18 protein-coding genes are annotated in these 18,658 nt (G+C 36.1%); 6 read left to right on the forward strand and 12 right to left on the reverse strand.

Going from position 1 to position 18,658, the window contains the following annotated elements; translation table 11 throughout:
- Positions 1-816 precede the first annotated feature (816 nt).
- From FT993_RS07980 to FT993_RS07990, 3 genes are read left to right on the forward strand one after another with little or no spacing between them, the layout of a single operon-like run.
- Entirely contained in the window at positions 817-1,179 is a 363-nt protein-coding gene (locus tag FT993_RS07980; protein ID WP_147862029.1) for a MauE/DoxX family redox-associated membrane protein, read from the forward strand.
- Positions 1,180-1,181: 2 nt separating this feature from the next.
- Positions 1,182-1,778 carry an alpha-ketoglutarate-dependent dioxygenase AlkB gene (locus tag FT993_RS07985; protein ID WP_147862030.1) on the forward strand — a complete coding sequence of 199 codons (597 nt, stop codon included), beginning with the start codon at positions 1,182-1,184 and terminating at the stop codon, positions 1,776-1,778.
- A complete protein-coding gene (locus FT993_RS07990; RefSeq protein WP_147862031.1) occupies positions 1,759-2,040 on the forward strand; it encodes a TIGR03643 family protein in 282 nt (93 codons plus the stop codon). The genes FT993_RS07985 and FT993_RS07990 overlap by 20 nt, the downstream gene beginning before the upstream one ends.
- Here the strand turns inward: FT993_RS07990 and FT993_RS07995 are convergent, their stop codons facing one another.
- Positions 2,041-2,826, reverse strand: a complete 786-nt coding sequence (locus FT993_RS07995) for a S1/P1 nuclease (RefSeq protein WP_147862032.1) — start codon at positions 2,824-2,826, stop codon at positions 2,041-2,043.
- Between the two features lie 161 nt (positions 2,827-2,987).
- Between FT993_RS07995 and FT993_RS08000 the strand changes: the two genes are divergently transcribed.
- Both FT993_RS08000 and FT993_RS08005 read left to right on the forward strand, forming a co-directional pair.
- Positions 2,988-4,256 (forward strand): DUF819 domain-containing protein, encoded by a 1,269-nt coding sequence (locus tag FT993_RS08000; protein ID WP_147862033.1) that lies wholly within the window; start codon positions 2,988-2,990, stop codon positions 4,254-4,256.
- Positions 4,257-4,276: 20 nt separating this feature from the next.
- Positions 4,277-4,999 carry a DUF4369 domain-containing protein gene (locus tag FT993_RS08005; RefSeq protein ID WP_147862034.1) on the forward strand — a complete coding sequence of 241 codons (723 nt, stop codon included), beginning with the start codon at positions 4,277-4,279 and terminating at the stop codon, positions 4,997-4,999.
- 181 nt (positions 5,000-5,180) lie between these two features.
- On the opposite strand, the gene dnaK is transcribed toward FT993_RS08005, so the two are convergent.
- Positions 5,181-7,103: a molecular chaperone DnaK gene (gene dnaK, locus FT993_RS08010; protein WP_147862035.1), complete on the reverse strand. Its 1,923-nt coding sequence runs from the start codon at positions 7,101-7,103 to the stop codon at positions 5,181-5,183.
- Between the two features lie 350 nt (positions 7,104-7,453).
- Here dnaK and FT993_RS08015 point away from each other — a divergent pair, with 350 nt between their 5' ends.
- Positions 7,454-8,887: an L-serine ammonia-lyase gene (locus FT993_RS08015; RefSeq protein WP_147862036.1), complete on the forward strand. Its 1,434-nt coding sequence runs from the start codon at positions 7,454-7,456 to the stop codon at positions 8,885-8,887.
- Between the two features lie 40 nt (positions 8,888-8,927).
- On the opposite strand, the gene FT993_RS08020 is transcribed toward FT993_RS08015, so the two are convergent.
- The 10 genes from FT993_RS08020 to ccoN all read right to left on the reverse strand — a co-directional run bounded on the left by FT993_RS08020 (position 8,928) and on the right by ccoN (position 18,649).
- Positions 8,928-9,329: a hypothetical protein gene (locus FT993_RS08020; protein WP_147862037.1), complete on the reverse strand. Its 402-nt coding sequence runs from the start codon at positions 9,327-9,329 to the stop codon at positions 8,928-8,930.
- A gap of 133 nt (positions 9,330-9,462) precedes the next feature.
- Complete coding sequence (locus FT993_RS08025; RefSeq protein ID WP_147862038.1) at positions 9,463-10,731, reverse strand: Glu/Leu/Phe/Val dehydrogenase; 1,269 nt, start codon at positions 10,729-10,731, stop codon at positions 9,463-9,465.
- Between the two features lie 174 nt (positions 10,732-10,905).
- On the reverse strand, positions 10,906-11,304 hold the full coding sequence (locus FT993_RS08030; RefSeq protein ID WP_147862039.1) for a group III truncated hemoglobin: 399 nt from the start codon (positions 11,302-11,304) through the stop codon (positions 10,906-10,908).
- A 14-nt stretch (positions 11,305-11,318) separates the two neighbouring features.
- Positions 11,319-12,587: an acetyl-CoA hydrolase/transferase family protein gene (locus FT993_RS08035; RefSeq protein WP_147862040.1), complete on the reverse strand. Its 1,269-nt coding sequence runs from the start codon at positions 12,585-12,587 to the stop codon at positions 11,319-11,321.
- 62 nt (positions 12,588-12,649) lie between these two features.
- Entirely contained in the window at positions 12,650-13,375 is a 726-nt protein-coding gene (locus FT993_RS08040) for a sulfite exporter TauE/SafE family protein (protein WP_147862041.1), read from the reverse strand.
- A gap of 2 nt (positions 13,376-13,377) precedes the next feature.
- Entirely contained in the window at positions 13,378-13,824 is a 447-nt protein-coding gene (locus FT993_RS08045) for a FixH family protein (protein WP_147862042.1), read from the reverse strand.
- Between the two features lie 12 nt (positions 13,825-13,836).
- On the reverse strand, positions 13,837-15,264 hold the full coding sequence (gene ccoG / locus FT993_RS08050) for a cytochrome c oxidase accessory protein CcoG (RefSeq protein ID WP_147862043.1): 1,428 nt from the start codon (positions 15,262-15,264) through the stop codon (positions 13,837-13,839).
- A gap of 117 nt (positions 15,265-15,381) precedes the next feature.
- Positions 15,382-16,260, reverse strand: a complete 879-nt coding sequence (locus tag FT993_RS08055) for a cbb3-type cytochrome c oxidase N-terminal domain-containing protein (RefSeq protein WP_147862044.1) — start codon at positions 16,258-16,260, stop codon at positions 15,382-15,384.
- On the reverse strand, positions 16,257-16,442 hold the full coding sequence (locus FT993_RS08060; protein ID WP_147862045.1) for a CcoQ/FixQ family Cbb3-type cytochrome c oxidase assembly chaperone: 186 nt from the start codon (positions 16,440-16,442) through the stop codon (positions 16,257-16,259). Before FT993_RS08060 ends, FT993_RS08055 begins: the two co-directional genes overlap by 4 nt.
- 14 nt (positions 16,443-16,456) lie before the next feature.
- Complete coding sequence (ccoN, locus tag FT993_RS08065; RefSeq protein ID WP_147862046.1) at positions 16,457-18,649, reverse strand: cytochrome-c oxidase, cbb3-type subunit I; 2,193 nt, start codon at positions 18,647-18,649, stop codon at positions 16,457-16,459.
- Positions 18,650-18,658: the final 9 nt, after the last annotated feature.

The following is an 18,658-nucleotide window of genomic DNA, read 5'->3' on the forward strand; positions in this document are numbered from 1 at the left end:
ATTTTTCTCAATACCTAGCTAACTAAGTATCTCGACTCAAAACTATTCTATTTAGCCTTTGTTTTAATTTCGCATTTCTTACTCGTTTCCAAGTAAAAATATACACTGTCAATTCAATAAATCAATGAACTTTTTACTCCGTATCAGCTTTAATAAAAAACCTCAACTTCGTTTGTTAGATGTAAAGGAATCGAACCTTTATTTATTCACCAATCATCCTGTTTTTAAGAACGTTTAACACTTATTGTGTTAGCGGCTGCAAAGATAGAAACTTTTTTATTTCTGCAAAAATAAATTTAAAGTTTTTTTAAAAATTTATTTTTGCTAACCGCTTAGCTTATTTAAGAAGGCAAAGATAAAAAGTCTTTCTTTATCTCACAACCCCTAAACTAAACTATTTCGCTTTTTAATGAACTTACAAAGACTTGCGTCGTTTGCGGGTGCAAATGTAGAACCTTTATTCCATTGCGCAAACTTTTTATGGGCTTTTTTTTATTTTATTTTTTAATGAAATACTAATGGCTTGCTAATAAGTGATTTAACCACCCAAAGTTTTTTGAAAATTATATCCAGGCTTACTAAAATGGAAATAGACTTAATTACACTCGGATTCTATAGGCTTATTCTTATTGCAAAATTTCAAGGTGAAATAATGATCACCCCCCCTTCCTCCTATTTATACTTTTCGAATTATTAATAGGTAACGAGAATAATTCAGCGAAAGCGATGGGGAAAGAATACAAGACATCTCTGCAACAAATATTAATTATATGATAAAATGAAAAAACGCGCTATCTAATTTTTTACCTTTATACTATGGACTACTATTCTTGGCATTTCTATTTAATGTGTGCAATGTATATTTTTGCAGGGGTAATGCACTTTGTAAGGCCCAAGGCGTATGTGCGCATTATGCCTAGTATTTTTAAAAATAAAAAAACTTGGGTATTATTAAGTGGTGTGGCTGAAATTCTATTAGGCCTTAGCCTACTTTATGAGCCATTTAAAGATTATGCGATTTATGGTATTATAGCGATGCTAATTGTTTTCTTGTGGGTACATTTTTATATGCTTAGTTCTAAAAAAGCTGGACTTGGGATTCCTAAATGGATTTTAATTTTACGTATTCCTTTGCAGGGATTACTTATTTGGTGGGCTTTCTATTATTTACAATTTTAATTATGCCAGTTATAGATTTACCAGATGCCGATATATATTTTGATCCGCTTTATTTACCAGCTTCTGAAGCTGACCTCTTGTTTGAACATCTGTTACATCAAACAGATTGGCAAGAAGACCGTATTAAGATTTTTGGAAAAGAATACTTACAACCAAGACTTACTGCCTTATATGCAACCAACAAAAACCCGTATTCCTATTCTGGTATTACCTTACATCCCTCACCTTTTCCTGAACCCATACTAAAGATAAAAAATAAGTTACAAAACGACTTTGATATACAATTTACCACTTGCCTATTAAACTTGTATCGCAACGGAGAAGATAGCAACGGCTGGCACGCCGATAACGAAAAAGAATTGGGAAGCCAACCTAAAATAGCATCGATAAGCTTGGGAGCTACCCGAAAATTTAAATTAAAACATAACTATAAAAAAAGTTTAAAGCACGATATAATACTACCGCACAGAAGTCTTTTATTGATGCAAGGAAATACACAGCATTTCTGGAAACACCAGATCCCGAAAACTAAAAAGCTTGTTGGGCCTAGAATAAATTTAACCTTTAGAATAATTAAAAATGACAAACAAAAAATTTAGCATACGAGAGATTGATCGTATAATTGAAATGGCCTGGGAAGATCGCACTACTTTTGAGGCCATTGAATTCCAATTTGGAATTCCAGAAAAAGAAGTTATTAAACTTATGCAGCGCGAATTGAAACCTTCAAGTTTTAGATTATGGCGAGCACGTGTACAAGGAAGAAAAACAAAGCATCAAAATTTGAGAAATTTTGATGCTGGAACTTTTAAATGTAGCCGGCAAAAAGCAATAAGTGGCAACAAAATAAGCAAACGTTAGTTAACCGTAAATTTCATTTAAAATTTTGGCTAAGCGCAAGCCTCCTTTTTCTAATTGCGCTTTTAAAACAGGAAACCATTTATACATATAACTATAACGTAAATTATAGTTTTTTTCTGCATCAGCATAAAGTTTACTGGCTATTTTTTGAGATTCCAACGCCCATTCGGCTGGAGTTCCTTCCTGCAAATTCATTATTTGATTTTTATTGAGGGAGGGTCTATGCTCTGCTAATTCGGTAAAACTCATATCGTAGCTCGCTATCATTTCAGAATCCCAAATACGGTGTAAATTACTGGGTTTTCCAAACCAAATAACATCAATATCATTTCCGCCACGATCTTCTGCCCTTCCCACATGCATGGGTTGGTGTAAATCTCCCACCAAATGTATAAGCATTTTTAGATGGAATTCTTGATCTTCTGCTGAACGGTTTGAGTCTTTTAAAACTTCAACGCATTTTTTAATAGCCCAAACTATATTCTCTTCATTTAGATTATTGATTTGAGCTATACTTGTACCCTCATCAATATTGATATAATGCCAAGCATTATACTTTCTAAAAGCTCTATCGCTTTTAATTTCATCAGAAAAAGTAGAGGCCACGGCCAGGCTCTCGCCTTTTAAAATTTCTTGAACACGTTTTAAGGTGTTCCTCTGAAGATATTGTTGAGCGATTTGCGCAGTTGAGCGGTGACCGTTTTGACCCCAATCGTTAGGGGTATTTTTAGCTACTGCTGCTAGGGGCAGCAGAATTAGGCAAAAAGCCAAAGTTAAATTCTTCATATTTATTTTTTATGCAAATATATTGTTCCCAAAAAAGATTTAAATAAAATAGCTGACTTTTTTAATGTAATTAAGTACACCACTTGTGTGCCCCGATTAATTTTTGAAATCACTTTGCAGTTTTGTAAAAGTATTTATATTTACCAAAATTGATTTTACCTATGGAGAATACCCCGATTTTTACCAATGATGCCATCGTTTTTGGTTTATTGATGGTTGTTTTAGCACTGGTCTTTTACACCAATGAATCAAAAAATTCATTTTGGCAAAAGTTTTATAAAGTCGTACCTGCTTTATTAATGTGCTACTTACTCCCTGCAATTTTAAATACATTAGGAATTATCAGTGCAGAAAGTTCTCAGCTATATTTTGTAGCTAGTAGATACTTGTTACCAGCATCTTTAGTTTTAATGACGCTTAGTATCGACTTAAAAGCAATTTTTAATTTAGGTCCAAAAGCATTGATAATGTTTTTTACTGGCACATTAGGTATTGTCATCGGTGGCCCCATAGCTATACTTCTAATATCTATGGTCTCCCCAGAAACTGTTGGAGGTGCGGGACCCAATGCCGTTTGGCGCGGATTAGCAACTTTGGCCGGAAGTTGGATTGGTGGTGGAGCCAACCAAGCGGCTATGTTAGAAATTTTTAAGTTTAATCCCGAAAAATATGGGGGGATGGTTTTTGTTGATATTGTGGTGGCCAACATATGGATGGCTATTGTATTAATGGGGATTGCTAAAACAGATAAAATTGACAAATGGCTTAAAGCCGATTCTAGTGCTATAACAGAACTTAAGCAAAAGGTTAGCGATTACACTGCAAGCATCTCCAGAACACCAAAATTGGCAGATTATATGATTATGCTAGGCTTAGCCATGGGAGCTGTAGGCCTAGGGCATTGGGGAGCCGATGGAATTTCTAATTTTCTCAAAGACAATTTCTCTGTTTTTAACGACAAAAGCTCGGCACTATCTTCGTTTACTTCTACCTTCTTTTGGATGATAACCATAGCTACTTTTATCGGTATTATTTTGTCTTTCACCAAAGCAAAACAATATGAAGGTGCAGGAGCAAGTAAGATAGGAAGCATTTTTATTTATATTCTTGTTGCTACTATAGGAATGAAAATGGATTTACTGATGATTTTTGACAACCCTGGCTTAATTGCAATAGGTTTAGTATGGATGGCCATTCACGCAGGCTTATTAATTGGCGTTGCAAAAATAATAAAAGCCCCCTATTTCTTTTTGGCTGTGGGTAGCCAAGCAAATGTAGGTGGGGCAGCCTCTGCTCCCGTTGTGGCTGCAGCCTTTCATCCATCACTTGCAACCGTTGGAGTACTACTAGCGGTCTTAGGTTACGTAGTTGGTACTTGGGCAGCTTATTTATGTGCTGTGCTTATGGAAGTAGCCTCTAACTCTATTTAAATTATATTTTTTAACCCATCATGAAAAAAACACTTACCGCAGTTTTAATTAGCTTTCTTGTATTAGCTTGTCAAGAAAAAGAAACCAATTTTACGCTTACTGGAAAGGTAGACGGCCTGAGAAAGGGAACCCTTTATTTACAAAGGGTTAAAGATTCATTTGTAATTGACCTAGACTCAATACACGTTAGAGGAGAAGAAAGCTTTAGTTTGAAAACCAACTTAAAAGAGCCCGAAATCTTATTTGTGTATCTAGATAATGGAGTTGGTGAAAACAGCGATAATATTGTAGAAATTTTTGCTGAACCCGGTACACAAAACTTTAAAACTGATTTAAATGAATTTTCCTATAATGCCAAAGTTGAGGGGAGTACAAATCATAAGCTTTTGCAGGATTATTTTGCGGTTATAAAAAAATTTAATGACGAACGCCTAGACATTGTAGAAGCTAGTTTTAAAGCCTACCAAGATCAGAATGAGGAAGAAAGTAAAGCTATACAAAAAAAATTCGATCAGCTTTTAAAGCGCAAGTACCTCTACACTGTGAATTTTGCTATCAATAATAAGGAATACGAAGTTGCTCCTTATATTATGATTACAGAAGCATTTGATGCTAATGTAAAATATTTAGATACGGTTTATAATTCGTTGCCTAAACCAATTAAAAAATCTCGGTACGGCAAAACATTTAAAAATTTAATTAAAGAGCGTAAGCAGCTTAGCAAATTAGAAGAGAAAAAATAACCTAAAATTTCTATTTTTTACAAGACAATTTAGGTAGAATAAAATTTTCTTTTCGATTAAAAGTCTCCACAATTAAAAATAGATTTATTGCTTTTAAACATTTAAAAAAGTACGGCAAAAATCATAAAAAAACGCGATCGGTACCCCGATCGCGTTTTTATTTATTGAGATTTAATAAGGTTTATTTTACCTCTTCGAAATCTACATCTTCAACATCATCTTTAGAATTGTCTCCTCCTGCTTCGCCTTGAGCACCAGCATTGCCAGAATTCTGGGCGCCAGCTCCGTTTTGCTGAGCTTCTGCCTGCGCTTTATACATCTCTTCAGATACGCTCTTCCAAGTTTCATTTAACTTGTCTAGCGCTGGAGTTATTGCTTCTAATTCTTTGGTTTCATAAGCTTTTTTAAGCTCTGCTAATGCATCTTCAACTGGCTTCTTCTTATCATCAGATAGTTTATCGCCAAACTCTTTCAATTGTTTTTCAGTTTGAAAGATCATCGCATCAGCTTCATTAAGCTTATCTACTTTTTCTTTTGCTTTTTTATCCGCTTCAGCGTTAGCCTCTGCTTCTCTCTTCATTTTCTCAATTTCCTCCTCGGTTAATCCAGAAGATGCTTCGATTCGGATATCTTGTGATTTACCAGTAGCTTTATCTGTAGCGCTTACTTTAATAATACCATTGGCATCAATATCAAAAGTCACTTCAATTTGTGGTGTACCGCGTTGTGCTGGTGGTATACCGTCTAAGTGGAACCTACCAATAGTTTTATTATCGGCAGCCATTGGTCGTTCTCCTTGTAGCACGTGAATTTCTACAGAAGGTTGATTATCTGCTGCGGTAGAAAATATTTGTGACTTCTTAGTAGGAATGGTAGTATTGGCTTCAATTAACTTGGTGTTTACACCTCCCATAGTCTCAATACCCAAAGAAAGTGGTGTTACATCTAGTAAAAGAACATCCTTTACATCTCCTGTTAACACCCCACCTTGAATGGCAGCTCCTAAAGACACTACCTCATCTGGGTTTACACCTTTACTTGGTTTTTTACCAAAGAAGCTTTCAACCGCCTCTTGTACAGCAGGAATTCGTGTAGAACCTCCTACTAGAATTACCTCGTCTATATCGCTTTTTGATAAACCAGCTGCTTTCATAGCCTTTTCACAAGGTGCTATAGTTCGCTTTACAAGGTCACTAATTAACTGCTCAAATTTAGAACGAGAAAGTTGTTTTACTAAGTGCTTAGGTCCACTAGCGGTAGCGGTCACATAAGGCAAGTTAATTTCTGTACTTGAAGAACTTGATAATTCAATTTTAGCTTTTTCTGCAGCTTCTTTAAGACGCTGTAAAGCCATAGGGTCTTTACGTAAATCGATATCTTCATCTTTTTGAAACTCATCGGCCAACCAATCTATTATCGTTTCATCTACGTCATCTCCACCTAAGTGTGTATCACCATCGGTAGCTAAAACTTCAAACACACCGTCACCTAATTCTAAAATAGAAACATCATGCGTACCTCCTCCAAAATCAAAAACTACTATCTTTTGGTCTTGTCCTTTTTTATCTAAGCCATAAGCTAAAGCTGCAGCTGTAGGCTCATTAATAATTCTACGCACATTTAAGCCAGCAATTTCACCAGCTTCTTTGGTTGCTTGTCTTTGCGAGTCATTAAAATAAGCCGGAACAGTAATTACTGCCTCACTTACGTCTTGACCTAAATAATCCTCGGCAGTTTTCTTCATTTTTTGAAGAATCATAGCCGATAATTCTTGTGGGGTATACAAACGCCCATCGATATCAACACGCGGGGTGTCATTATCTCCCTTTACCACTTTATAAGCAACACGATCTGCCTCTTTTTTTGATTCAGAATACTTGTTACCCATAAAACGCTTGATAGAAGCAATTGTTTTCTCTGGGTTAGTCACCGCCTGTCGCTTAGCCGGATCTCCTACTTTAATCTCACCATCTTCAACAAAAGCTATTACAGACGGGGTGGTTCGCTTACCTTCAGCATTAGGAATTACTACAGGCTCATTACCTTCCATCACAGAAACACACGAGTTAGTAGTACCTAAATCTATACCTATTATCTTACTCATAATTTATATAATTTATTTTTTTTAAACTTTAAATTCGCTTAGCATTATTCAATCTTTGTGCCAGCAGATTAAATATGACATCATGTCACCTTTTTACTTTTATTACCTATCATTGTGCCTGTTGGGGGTTCTTTCTTTTTTTAAAAAATAAAAAAAGAAAGCCGGGCTATACGCTTAAAGTCCGCAAAATAAAGCTTTTTCAAGGCTTGATTTTTTACGGGCTAACGCTGCTATCCCTAACCCAAAAATTTCTCTAATCATATAAAATAGCAAACAAATAAGTAATAAGACATGTGGAAAGATGAAATTTTTCTTTCATCTTTGTATTTGCCAAAATTTAATTGGAAGAAATGAAGAAAGTTGAGTGCATCAGTGTTTTTGATATGCTAAAAATAGGCGTAGGACCATCGAGTTCACACACCTTAGGCCCTTGGCGTGCTGCCCAGCGTTTTATAGATGAATTAAAAGAAGAAAACATCTTTAATCGAATTACGCAAATTCATGTTGATTTGTACGGCTCATTATCGTTAACCGGAATAGGTCACGCTACCGATATTGCGGTATTGTTGGGCTTATTGGGCTATGACCCCGTAAAAATGGATTTAGAATTGCTAGAACCCAGTATTGCTAATATAAAAGAAAATCATATTCTTTACCTTAATCAAGAACGAGAACTCAATTTTGACCCAGCCAAACAGGTGATTTTTAATAAGAAATTTCTTGATTTTCATCCTAATGGCATGACCTTTATTGCTACAATAGATGATACAAGTCAATATAAAGCTACATTCTATTCTATTGGAGGTGGTTTTGTAGTTAAAGAAGAGCGAGAAAATGCTAAAAAAAAGGTAGAAGTATTTAAACAATTTCCCTTTAGTATTGAAAAGGGAACTGAGCTATTGGCTTTTTGCAAGCAAGAAAACAAAAATATTGCTCAAATTGTATTAGAGAATGAAAAATCGCTGAGAAGCGAAAAAGAAATAGACGAGGGCTTAAAAGCCATTTGGGATGTAATGCTCGAGTCAATGTATGTAGGTTGTCATACTCCTGGCATTTTACCAGGCGGCTTAAAAGTTCAACGTCGAGCATTTGGAATACACGAAAAACTTATTGGCGATCAAGATTATAGCAACCCACAAGAATGGCTTGAAGCCATACGCAATACCGAGGTAAAGTTTAGGCAAATTTTAAAATGGGTAAGCTGCTATGCTATCAGTGTTAACGAAGTAAATGCTAGTTTAGGCCGAGTAGTAACTGCTCCCACCAATGGTAGCGCTGGTACGGTACCCGCAGTAATGATGTACTATATGACAATAGAAAATCACCAAGCTAGTTTTGCACACCTTAAAGAGTTTATGCTGGTTGCTGGCGAGATTGGCAGCTTGTTTAAAAAGGGAGCAACCATATCGGCAGCTATGGGTGGGTGTCAAGCAGAAATAGGTGTTTCTTCGGCCATGGCGGCAGGAGGTTTGGCCCATCTTCTTGGAGGCACACCAGAGCAAGTACTTGTTGCAAGTGAAATTGCTATGGAGCATCATTTAGGTTTAACTTGCGACCCTATTGCCGGTTTAGTGCAGGTACCGTGTATAGAACGTAACGCAATGGGAGCCATAAAAGCAATAAATGCCGCTGAGATAGCCTTAGAAACTGATGCCACTAAAGTAAAAGTACCGTTAGATAGTGTTATTGAAACGATGTGGGATACGGCAAAAGATATGAACTCAAAATACAAAGAAACCTCAGAGGGTGGCCTAGCTGTTAGGGTTAACTTAAGCGATTGTTAAATAAAAAATCCCTATCAAAATAGGGATTTTTTATAGGTTTTTATAAATTTTCTTGTACTAATTTAAACAATACCTGTTTGTTATCTTTATGCAATTTTAAATGGTCCCGAACGCGTTTTTTGTAGTCCTGATGCTCATTAAGGTAATAGGTTTCACAAGATAAATCTTCACATTCTTGAATGCCATTAGACACTACATCATAATCGATTAACTCTTCTAGAAACTTTCGGGTAGTTTCTAGATTCTCGGCTAGTATCTGTTTAACTTCTTGATAATTAGGCGATGTATTAAACTTTAATTCATCTTTAGCCAATAACTGTTTAAAAAAAGTTATTTCGGTAACCATAAACTTAAGTTCATCAACCCAAAAGTTCAAATCTTTATTCATATTGAGTATTTGGATTTCTTCTTCGCTGTAATGTTCCTGTATTTTATCGGGCATAACCTGTCTTTTTGCGTTGCGGTGATGAAATTACAAATTTTTAGGATAAAAAAAAACTTCTCTACATCAATTTATCTTTTTGTTGATAAGATAAATTGATACAAGAAGGTTAAGTTTCTAAGAAAGGATAGATTTATGGGAAAATTCCGCGTTGTTTATAAGCCATTTCTATACGGTAAATAGCCAATACATATGCAGCAGTCCTCCAGTCTGTCTGTCTTTCATTTACCTCGTTTTCAACTTTCTTAAAAACGCCGGTTAATTTTTTCTCTAAGCGAATCATGATTTCATCTAACTGCCATAATTCACCATTTCGGTTTTGCAACCATTCAAAATAACTACCAATTACTCCGCCAGAGTTACATAAAATATCTGGTATAATGGTTACGCCATTTTCTAATAGTATTTTTTCTGCTGCATCGGTAGTTGGTCCATTAGCTCCTTCTGCAATTAAAGGTGCTTTAACATTGGCTGCATTTTCTTCGGTAATTTGGTTTCCTAATGCCGCCGGAATTAAGATATCACATTCTAAACCAAAGAATTCCTTAGGGTCGATTTCCTTATCATCTGCAAAACCAGCTATAGAATTCTTTCTAGGTTTGCTGTGTTCAAATAAATCTTCTACGCTAAATCCTGCTTCATCGTGAATGGTAGCGTGTGCATCTTGAACCGCAATTAACTTTGCTCCATCGGCCTCTAAGAATTTAGAAGCCCAATAGCCTACATTACCGAAACCTTGCACAATAAAAGTTTTACCTTGTAAAGATTCTCCTCTACTTTCGTGGTATAATCTTATGGTTAAATAAACTCCAAAACCAGTTGCACGGTCTCTACCTTCAAGTCCTCCAGAACCTACGGGTTTACCGGTCACTACATGTTGATGCTTTGATCTCTCAGATGGAGATTTCGTACTCATATAAGTATCTGCAATCCAGGCCATGGTTTGGGCATTGGTATTCACGTCGGGCGCAGGAATATCGTGCTCGGCACCTATGTTTTCCCCCAGAGCATAAGTAAATCGTCTGGTGATTCGCTCTAACTCAGTAATAGAATATTTTCTGGGATCCAATTGAATTCCACCTTTTGCTCCGCCATAAGGCAATCCTGCTAAAGAGGTTTTCCAGGTCATCCAAATAGCTAAAGCTTTTGCAGCTTCCACATCAACATCGGCATGGTAGCGCAAGCCGCCTTTGTAAGGACCTAAGGCATTGTTATGCTGTACGCGGTATCCGGTGAAAATTTCTACATCACCATTATCCATCCTTACAGGAAAATGAATAATGATCTCATTATTAGTTACTGATAAGATTTTTCTGATATTCGGATCTAAATCCATGTAATCTGCAACCTTATTGTATTGCTTCATTACATTATCATACATGGTTTCTTTCTTATTAGCCATATATTTTTATTTTTTAATTTTTAGAACAGTATAAGAGCATTAGCTGTTATATCCTGCTTTCTTTTTAAACAATTATTTATCAAATTTATGAAACCTAAAAGACCTAATCAGCATGATAATTGAAAAAAATTAGAATATTTTAATTATTTTACCAATCGATTAATTTACAGAAGCTTACAGCGAACTCTTTCGTTCTCTAGCCACAAAAATTTTCATATGAAAATTGGTTCCTAAATTTCTGGCTAATTCTTTGGCTCTATCGGCGCGCTCTCCTTTAAACAATTGATCTATGGTCTGCCACCACAGATTTAACCACACGCCAAAATGCTTTGCCTCAATGCTGTTATCAAAGTTTTGGTCAACCATAATGTGCGCCCTACCGGGGCGTCCTCTAAACTTATCAACATAAAACAAATTGCTTTCCCAAAAATCGGTTAATTTTTCTAGGTGTTCTTCCCAATCTGATATGGTCTCATTAAAAAAATGTCCTATTTCTTCATTTTTACGTACCTTTTGGTAAAAACTTCTTACCAGCAAAGCCACGTCTGCTCTTTCTTCAATTTCTTTTAACATCTAAAGGATAATTTTTAATTATTTAATCTCTCGTAGGTTAATTTACTCAATTCTTCCTGATGATCGGGGTGTGCAATAGAAATTAACGCTTTTGCTCTTTGCTTTAAGCTTTTACCAAATAAATTTACGACTCCGTTTTCAGTAACTACGTAGTGTACATGTGCGCGTGTTGTGGTTACCCCAGCCCCTTTTTTTAGATAAGGGGTGATTTTTGAAATGCCTTTGGCAGTAATCGAAGGCATAGCTATGATTGCTTTACCATCTTCTGAGAGACTTGCTCCTCGAATAAAATCCATTTGACCTCCAACTCCAGAGAATTGCATTTTCCCAATGGTATCTGCACAAACTTGCCCAGTAATATCTATTTCTATTGCAGAGTTTATAGCGGTTACTTTAGGGTTTCTTCGAATAATGGAGGTATCGTTGGTATAAGCAGCTTCTTTAAAATGTACCATTGGGTTATCGTCGATAAACTCATATAACTTAGGTGACCCCATAGCAAAACAAGTTACTATCTTGCCGTTTTTAACCATTTTCTGACTTCCGTTTATAATTCCTTTTTCTACTAAAGGAAGAATTCCATCTGAGAACATTTCGGTATGAATACCAAGGTTTTTATGGTTTTTTAAGTTGTTGAGCACCACATTAGGTATTGCTCCAATACCCATTTGTAAAGTAGCACCATCTTCAATTAACTGCGCTACATGATTACCTATAGCCAATTCTGTTGCGCTAGGCTCAGAAAGCAATACTTGATGAATAGGTTCATCGACCTCTACCATTGCGTCAATTTGTTGGATGTGTATTATACCATCGCCATGGGTTCGAGGTACATTTGGATTCACTTGAGCAATTACCCGTTTTGCACTTTGAATGGCCGATAAGGTTACATCTACAGAAGTTCCTAACGAACAAAAACCATGTTTATCTGGTGGCGAAACTTGAATAAAAGCTACATCTAAAGGCAATATGTTACGCTTAAATAACAAATGAACCTCACTTAAAAAAATCGGTATATAATCTCCTTGTTTTTGATTGACTGCTTTTCTTACATTGCTACCAACAAAGCAAGAATTTACTCGAAAGCTCTGATTATAAGGCTGCTGTATATATTTAGCTTCTCCTTCGGTGTGGAGTTGTACAATTTCTACATTTTCTAACTCTTTATATCGATCGCAAAGGGCTTTAATGATTAATTTTGGGGTCATTGCGGCTCCTTGAAAAAACAACCTAGAATTAGATTTAACTTGTTCTACAGCTTGTTGGGCGGTAATATATAACATAATAAGTACTTTAAATTTTATGCAAAATTACAGGTACAGCCCCAACTAAACTATGACATTTATTAGTTTTGTTGCAAATTCGGTGCGCAATCAAAATTTGCTTGAGGCGACTCAATAAAGTTAACCGATTCTGGCGAAACGTAAGGAATACCCAATCCTAACCCCCTTAAAATAAAAAGTATACCAATTACAACCAATGCATATGGAATCAATTTTTGAAATTTATTGCGCCATTTTTGATTAAGGAAATCTTTTGCATAAACTACAAAAGTCATTAAAGGTATGGTACCTAAACCAAAGAGCAACATATAAGTGGTGCTTAAGACCATAGACTCAAAAGTGAAGGTTGCAAATACCGCCATATAAAGTAACCCACAAGGTAAAAATCCGTTAAGGAAACCTATAGTAAGAAAAGTATCTGGAGTACGCTTTTTGAGTTCTTTACCTAATGCCGATTTTACCTTAGCAATTAATATATATATAGGATTAACAATATTAAATTTTGCAAATTTACCTTTGGGTAGTACAACCACCAAAATCATAACCACTCCAATCGCTATGGATATGCGTTGCTGAAAACCAAACAGGTAAAGCCCTTTACCTATTATACCAAAAAGCACTCCCATAATGCTATAAGCCATTAATCTTCCGAAATGATATAAACTTAATTGAAAAGCTTTCCTCAGATGGTTGGTCCGGTCTAAAGGCAGCATAAAGGCTATTGGCCCACACATGCCTACACAATGCAAGCTACCCAATAAACCTAAAAGAAAAGCGGACCAAAGCATAGCTACAAATGAAGTTCTTTTTTAAACCGGTAATTTTTATTGTTTTCTTCCCATTCTATGATCACCGACCAAATGCCCCCAACCAATTTTTCTTTAGGTACTAACATTTCTCCATTCTTCAACTGAAAGGGTAAAGTGAAATCTAGTTTTTTGTTCGATGGTCTATACATTAAGAGTGTACCCTTAGCCAACTCACTCACCTTATCTTGCGGCATCTTTATGCGTAAATCGCCTGAAACTACTTCAACCAAAATATCTCTTTTAAAAGGTAAGACATTTTGCTCTGCCTCTATTTGTCCATTTAATTTCAATTCTTGTTTGTAATATTCTTCTACCACCAAATCATGTTCATAGGCATCATTTGTAGAAACTTTTACTACAAAGTAAAGTATAAAACTTATAAATCCTACAAAGGCAATCACGATGCCCCAACCCCAATTTATTTTCATAATATTCCTTTTTTATCTAAAACTTCTTGGTCCTAAAAATGCGGTCACAGTTGTTTCAATTAATTTATCGCCGCTGTAAACACCAATTTTTAATCGCTCTCGATCGCTCTCAATAGCCGGTAAAGGGATTTCAATAAATAAAGTACCCTGTGCCATACCTTGCTCTGGAACTTCAAAAGCGTCGTGAGAAACAATTTTTATTGTCCCGTCGTGTGAAATCAACTTAAAGCTAACATCTTCAATTTTTGAAGTAGTTTTATTAATTAATTTATAAGTATAAACATTGCTTATAATATTGTTTTCTTTCTTTTCATACAATTCTCCAGGCAACCTTAAGATAGTGGCTTCAACATCGTTGCGCAAAAATAGCATTCCTACTAGTACCGCTATTAGTATACCCAATACGGCGGTATAGCCTTTTAATCTTGGTGAGAAGGTAAAAGGTTTCTTTTCGGCAATGTTTGCTTCACTCGCATAACGTATAAGCCCCTTAGGTAGATTTACTTTTTCCATCATCGCATCACAAGCATCGATACAGGCGGTGCAGTTTACACACTCAAGTTGGGTACCGTTTCTAATATCTATACCCGTAGGACAAACTTGCACACATTGAAAACAATCGATGCAATCTCCCTTACCACTAGCAGCTCGATCTTCGTTTTTCTTAAATTTGGCCCTTCCTTTTTCTTTTTCGCCACGTTTATAATCATAGGCTACTACGATAGAATTTTTGTCTAGTAATACCCCTTGTAGCCTTCCGTAAGGGCAAGCGATAATACAAACTTGTTCACGAAACCAAGTAAATACAAAGTAAAATACACCAGTAAATATAAGCAAGGGCAAAATAACATCGGTATGCGCCAGTGGACCATCTATAATGTATTGAATGAGCTGATCGCTACCAATGAGGTAGGCTAAGAAGACATTTGCTATTAAAAATGAAATGATAAAAAATATAAACCATTTTAAAGATTTTTTCTTTATTTTATCGGCATTCCACTCTTGTTTATTCAGTCTTATTTGTTTCCCGCGGTCTCCTTCTATCCAATATTCAATTCGTCTAAAAACCATCTCCATAAAAATGGTTTGAGGGCAAACCCAACCGCAAAATATGCGTCCAAAAGCTACTGTAAATAGGGTGATAAAAACCACACCTATAATCATAGACATAACAAAAAGATAGAAATCTTGAGGCCAAAAAGGTAAGCCAAAGATATTGAACCGCCTTTCTAAAACATTAAACAAAAGGAATTGATTCCCGTTGATTTTAATAAATGGAGCGGCAAATAGAAACAACAATAAAAAATAGCTTACATATTTTCTATAATCGTAGTATTTACCAACGGGTTTTTTAGGATATACCCAAGCTCGTTTTCCTTCTTCATCTAGAGTTCCTATTGAGTCCCTAAACTTTTCATTACCTTCTTCAAAATTACTCATACCGTAAATGCCTATTAAATAATTCAACTACAACTTAAAAAAAGACTTCTAACCAAAATCAGAAGTCTTTTTTTAGGCTAAGATTTAGTTTTAATTTTGGTGTACAAAAACGAGGTATTACTTATCACCTGCCCACAACTCTCCTTGTGGTTCTTTGGCTCCCTCTGGATTTGTACCCCCTAATGAAATAACATAGCTAGCTACTTGTGCCATTTCAAGAGGCTTTAAAGTTTGTTTCCAGGCTACCATTCCTTTTCCGTCACGACCTCCCTCAGAAATAGTTTTAAAAACGTTTTTTACGCCACCGCCAAGTATCCAATACTCATCGGTTAAATTGGGTCCAATACTTCCACCTCCATCAGCTTTATGGCAGGCAACACAGTTTTGCATATATATATTTCCGCCAGCCTTTAGATCTGAATCATCTGTCAATAATGTTACCGTATTGATATCGATCAAGTCTTTTGCTGTTCTCTTATACTCCTCTATCTCTTTTTCTGCTTGAGCTAATTCCATTTCAAATTCTTCATGTTGCGTGTAATCTACGAAAATGTGAAAACGCACCATATACACTACTGCAAAAATAATAGTTGCATAGAATAAGTAGATCCACCATGGCGGCAAGTTATTATCAAGCTCTTTGATACCGTCATAATTATGATCTAAAATGATCTCATCTTCATTCTCGATAGGCTTTTTATCAAGCATTTTATGATAAGTTTCTTTTAACCAAAGCATAATTTTTGAATCCTGAGCTTGACTTGCTTCAAAACCAAGTTTTTTATCTTCGGGTAAGGCTTTATATAAAACACTATTAAGCGCTTCAACAGCTATTTCTAACGCCACCACGACCAATACCGCAACACCAAAAACTAGCCACGCTATTGGATACATCATAAAGGTTGATTGATCTCCTGTTTCTACTGTATACTCTATAAGTAGGTAAGCTAAAAGTGCAAATAAGGCTAAGCGTATGTATGAACCGATTGTTTTCATAATTCTTGATCGTTTTGGTTATCTAGAGGTAAGTTACTTACCTCTTTTATATAATCTTTTTTTGCGGTAAATACCCAGTAGAATAATGCTGAAAAGAATAAGAAAAAAATTAGCAATGAAATAATTGGGTAAATCTCAATATTCTCGATGGTCTCTAAATGACCTTTTACAAATTTAAACATCGTGTAATGGTTTTTTAGTTTGTACTAGTAACTTCTTCTTTTACATTAATATCTGTACCTAATCGTTGCAGGTAAGCGATAACAGCTACTACTTCTCGGTTTCGCATTTCAACAAACTCTAATCCATTTTCTTGTGCATAAGCTTTATCGGCTTGATAAGTTTCGGCAAAATCAGGGTCGGTATGTAAGTTCTCTTCGATAGCCGCACCTTGTTCTTCCATCCATTTTTGCGCATTTGCAATCTCTTCATCGGTATAGGGAACCCCTAATTTTACCAAAGTGCGCATTTTTGTTTCTGTGTTCGATTTATCTAATGGGTTAGTGATTAACCAAGGGTATCGTGGCATAATACTACCAGCCGAGGTAGTCTGCGGATCATAGAAGTGATTAAAGTGCCAGTTATCAGAATATTTCTTACCGACTCTGTGTAAATCTGGACCTGTACGTTTACTACCCCATAAGAACGGACGATCATATACATACTCTCCTGCTTTTGAATACTCGCCATAGCGTTCTACCTCACTTCTAAACGGTCTTATCATCTGTGAGTGACAAGAAACACAACCTTCTCGGATATAGATATCTCGGCCTTCTAACTCTAGTGGCGTATAAGGTTTAACTGTAGAAATAGTTGGGATGTTAGACTCAACCAATAAAGTAGGGATAATTTGTACGGCTCCCCCTATTAAAATGGCAATAGTTGCATAAATAGTTAATCTTACGGGTCTTCTCTCTAACCAAGTGTGGTACCCCTCACCTGCGGTTCTCTTCTTAGTTACCTTAGGTAAAGCAGCAGCTTCGGCTAATTCATCGGTAACAGCAGACCCTTTTCTAACCGTCATAACAACGTTATATAATAAGATAAATGCACCTATAATATACATAGACCCACCAATGGCACGCATCCAGTACATAGGCATAATTTCTGTTACAGTCTCTAAAAAGTTACCATATACCAAAGTTCCATCAGGGTTAAATTGCTTCCACATAGAAGCCTGTGTAAATCCAGCTACATATAGTGGTAGTGCATACAGAATAATACCTAAAGTTCCTACCCAGAAATGCACGTTGGCTAAGCCAATAGAGTATAATTTAGTTTTAAACAAACGAGGAATTAACCAATAAATCATACCAAAGGCTAAAAATCCGTTCCAAGCCAGTGCCCCCACGTGTACGTGCGCAATAATCCAATCGGTAAAGTGACCAATTGCATTAATATTTTTTAGAGAAAGCATAGGTCCTTCAAAAGTGGCCATACCATAGCCGGTAATAGCAACCACCATAAATTTAAGAATAGGATCTGTTCTTACTTTATCCCAAGCTCCTCGTAGGGTTAATAAACCGTTAATCATACCTCCCCAAGACGGAGCGATAAGCATTACCGAAAAAGCCACTCCTAAATTTTGAGCCCAATCTGGTAGAGAGGAGTATAATAAGTGGTGAGGTCCTGCCCAGATATATATGAAAATTAACGACCAAAAGTGAATAATTGAAAGACGGTAAGAGTACACAGGTCTATTGGCAGCTTTTGGCACAAAATAATACATTAACCCTAAGAATGGTGTTGTTAAGAAAAACGCCACTGCATTATGACCGTACCACCACTGCACCAAAGCATCTTGTACCCCAGCGTAAGCAGAGTAACTTTTCAAGAAGGTTGCAGGTAAAGCTAAACTATTAAAAATATGTAAAACCGCAACAGTTACAAATGTAGCTAAGTAAAACCAGATTGCCACATACATGTGTCGCTGTCTACGTTTTAATATAGTCGCAATTAAGTTCCATCCAAAAACAACCCATACTACAGCAATTGCAATATCTATTGGCCACTCTAACTCTGCATATTCTTTTGAACTGGTAAAACCCAAGGGAAGGGTTATTGCCGCAGCAACAATGACGAGCTGCCATCCCCAAAAATTAATATTACTCAAAGCGTCGCTAAACATACGGGCTTTAAGAAGGCGTTGAGTAGAATAATACACTCCGGCAAAAATCGCATTCCCTACAAAAGCAAAAATCACCGCATTGGTATGCAGCGGTCGCAACCTACCAAAACTTAACCATGAGATACCGTCAGTTAGGTTAGGGAAAATAAACATAAAGGCTATTAATAAGCCCACAGACATTCCTACGATACCCCAAAATATGGTTGCATACAGGAATTTTTTTACAATCTTATTGTCATAATAAAATTTTTCGATTTCCATAATATAATA

Source organism: Mesonia sp. HuA40 (genome assembly GCF_008017835.1).
Taxonomy (GTDB): Bacteria; Bacteroidota; Bacteroidia; order Flavobacteriales; family Flavobacteriaceae; genus Mesonia.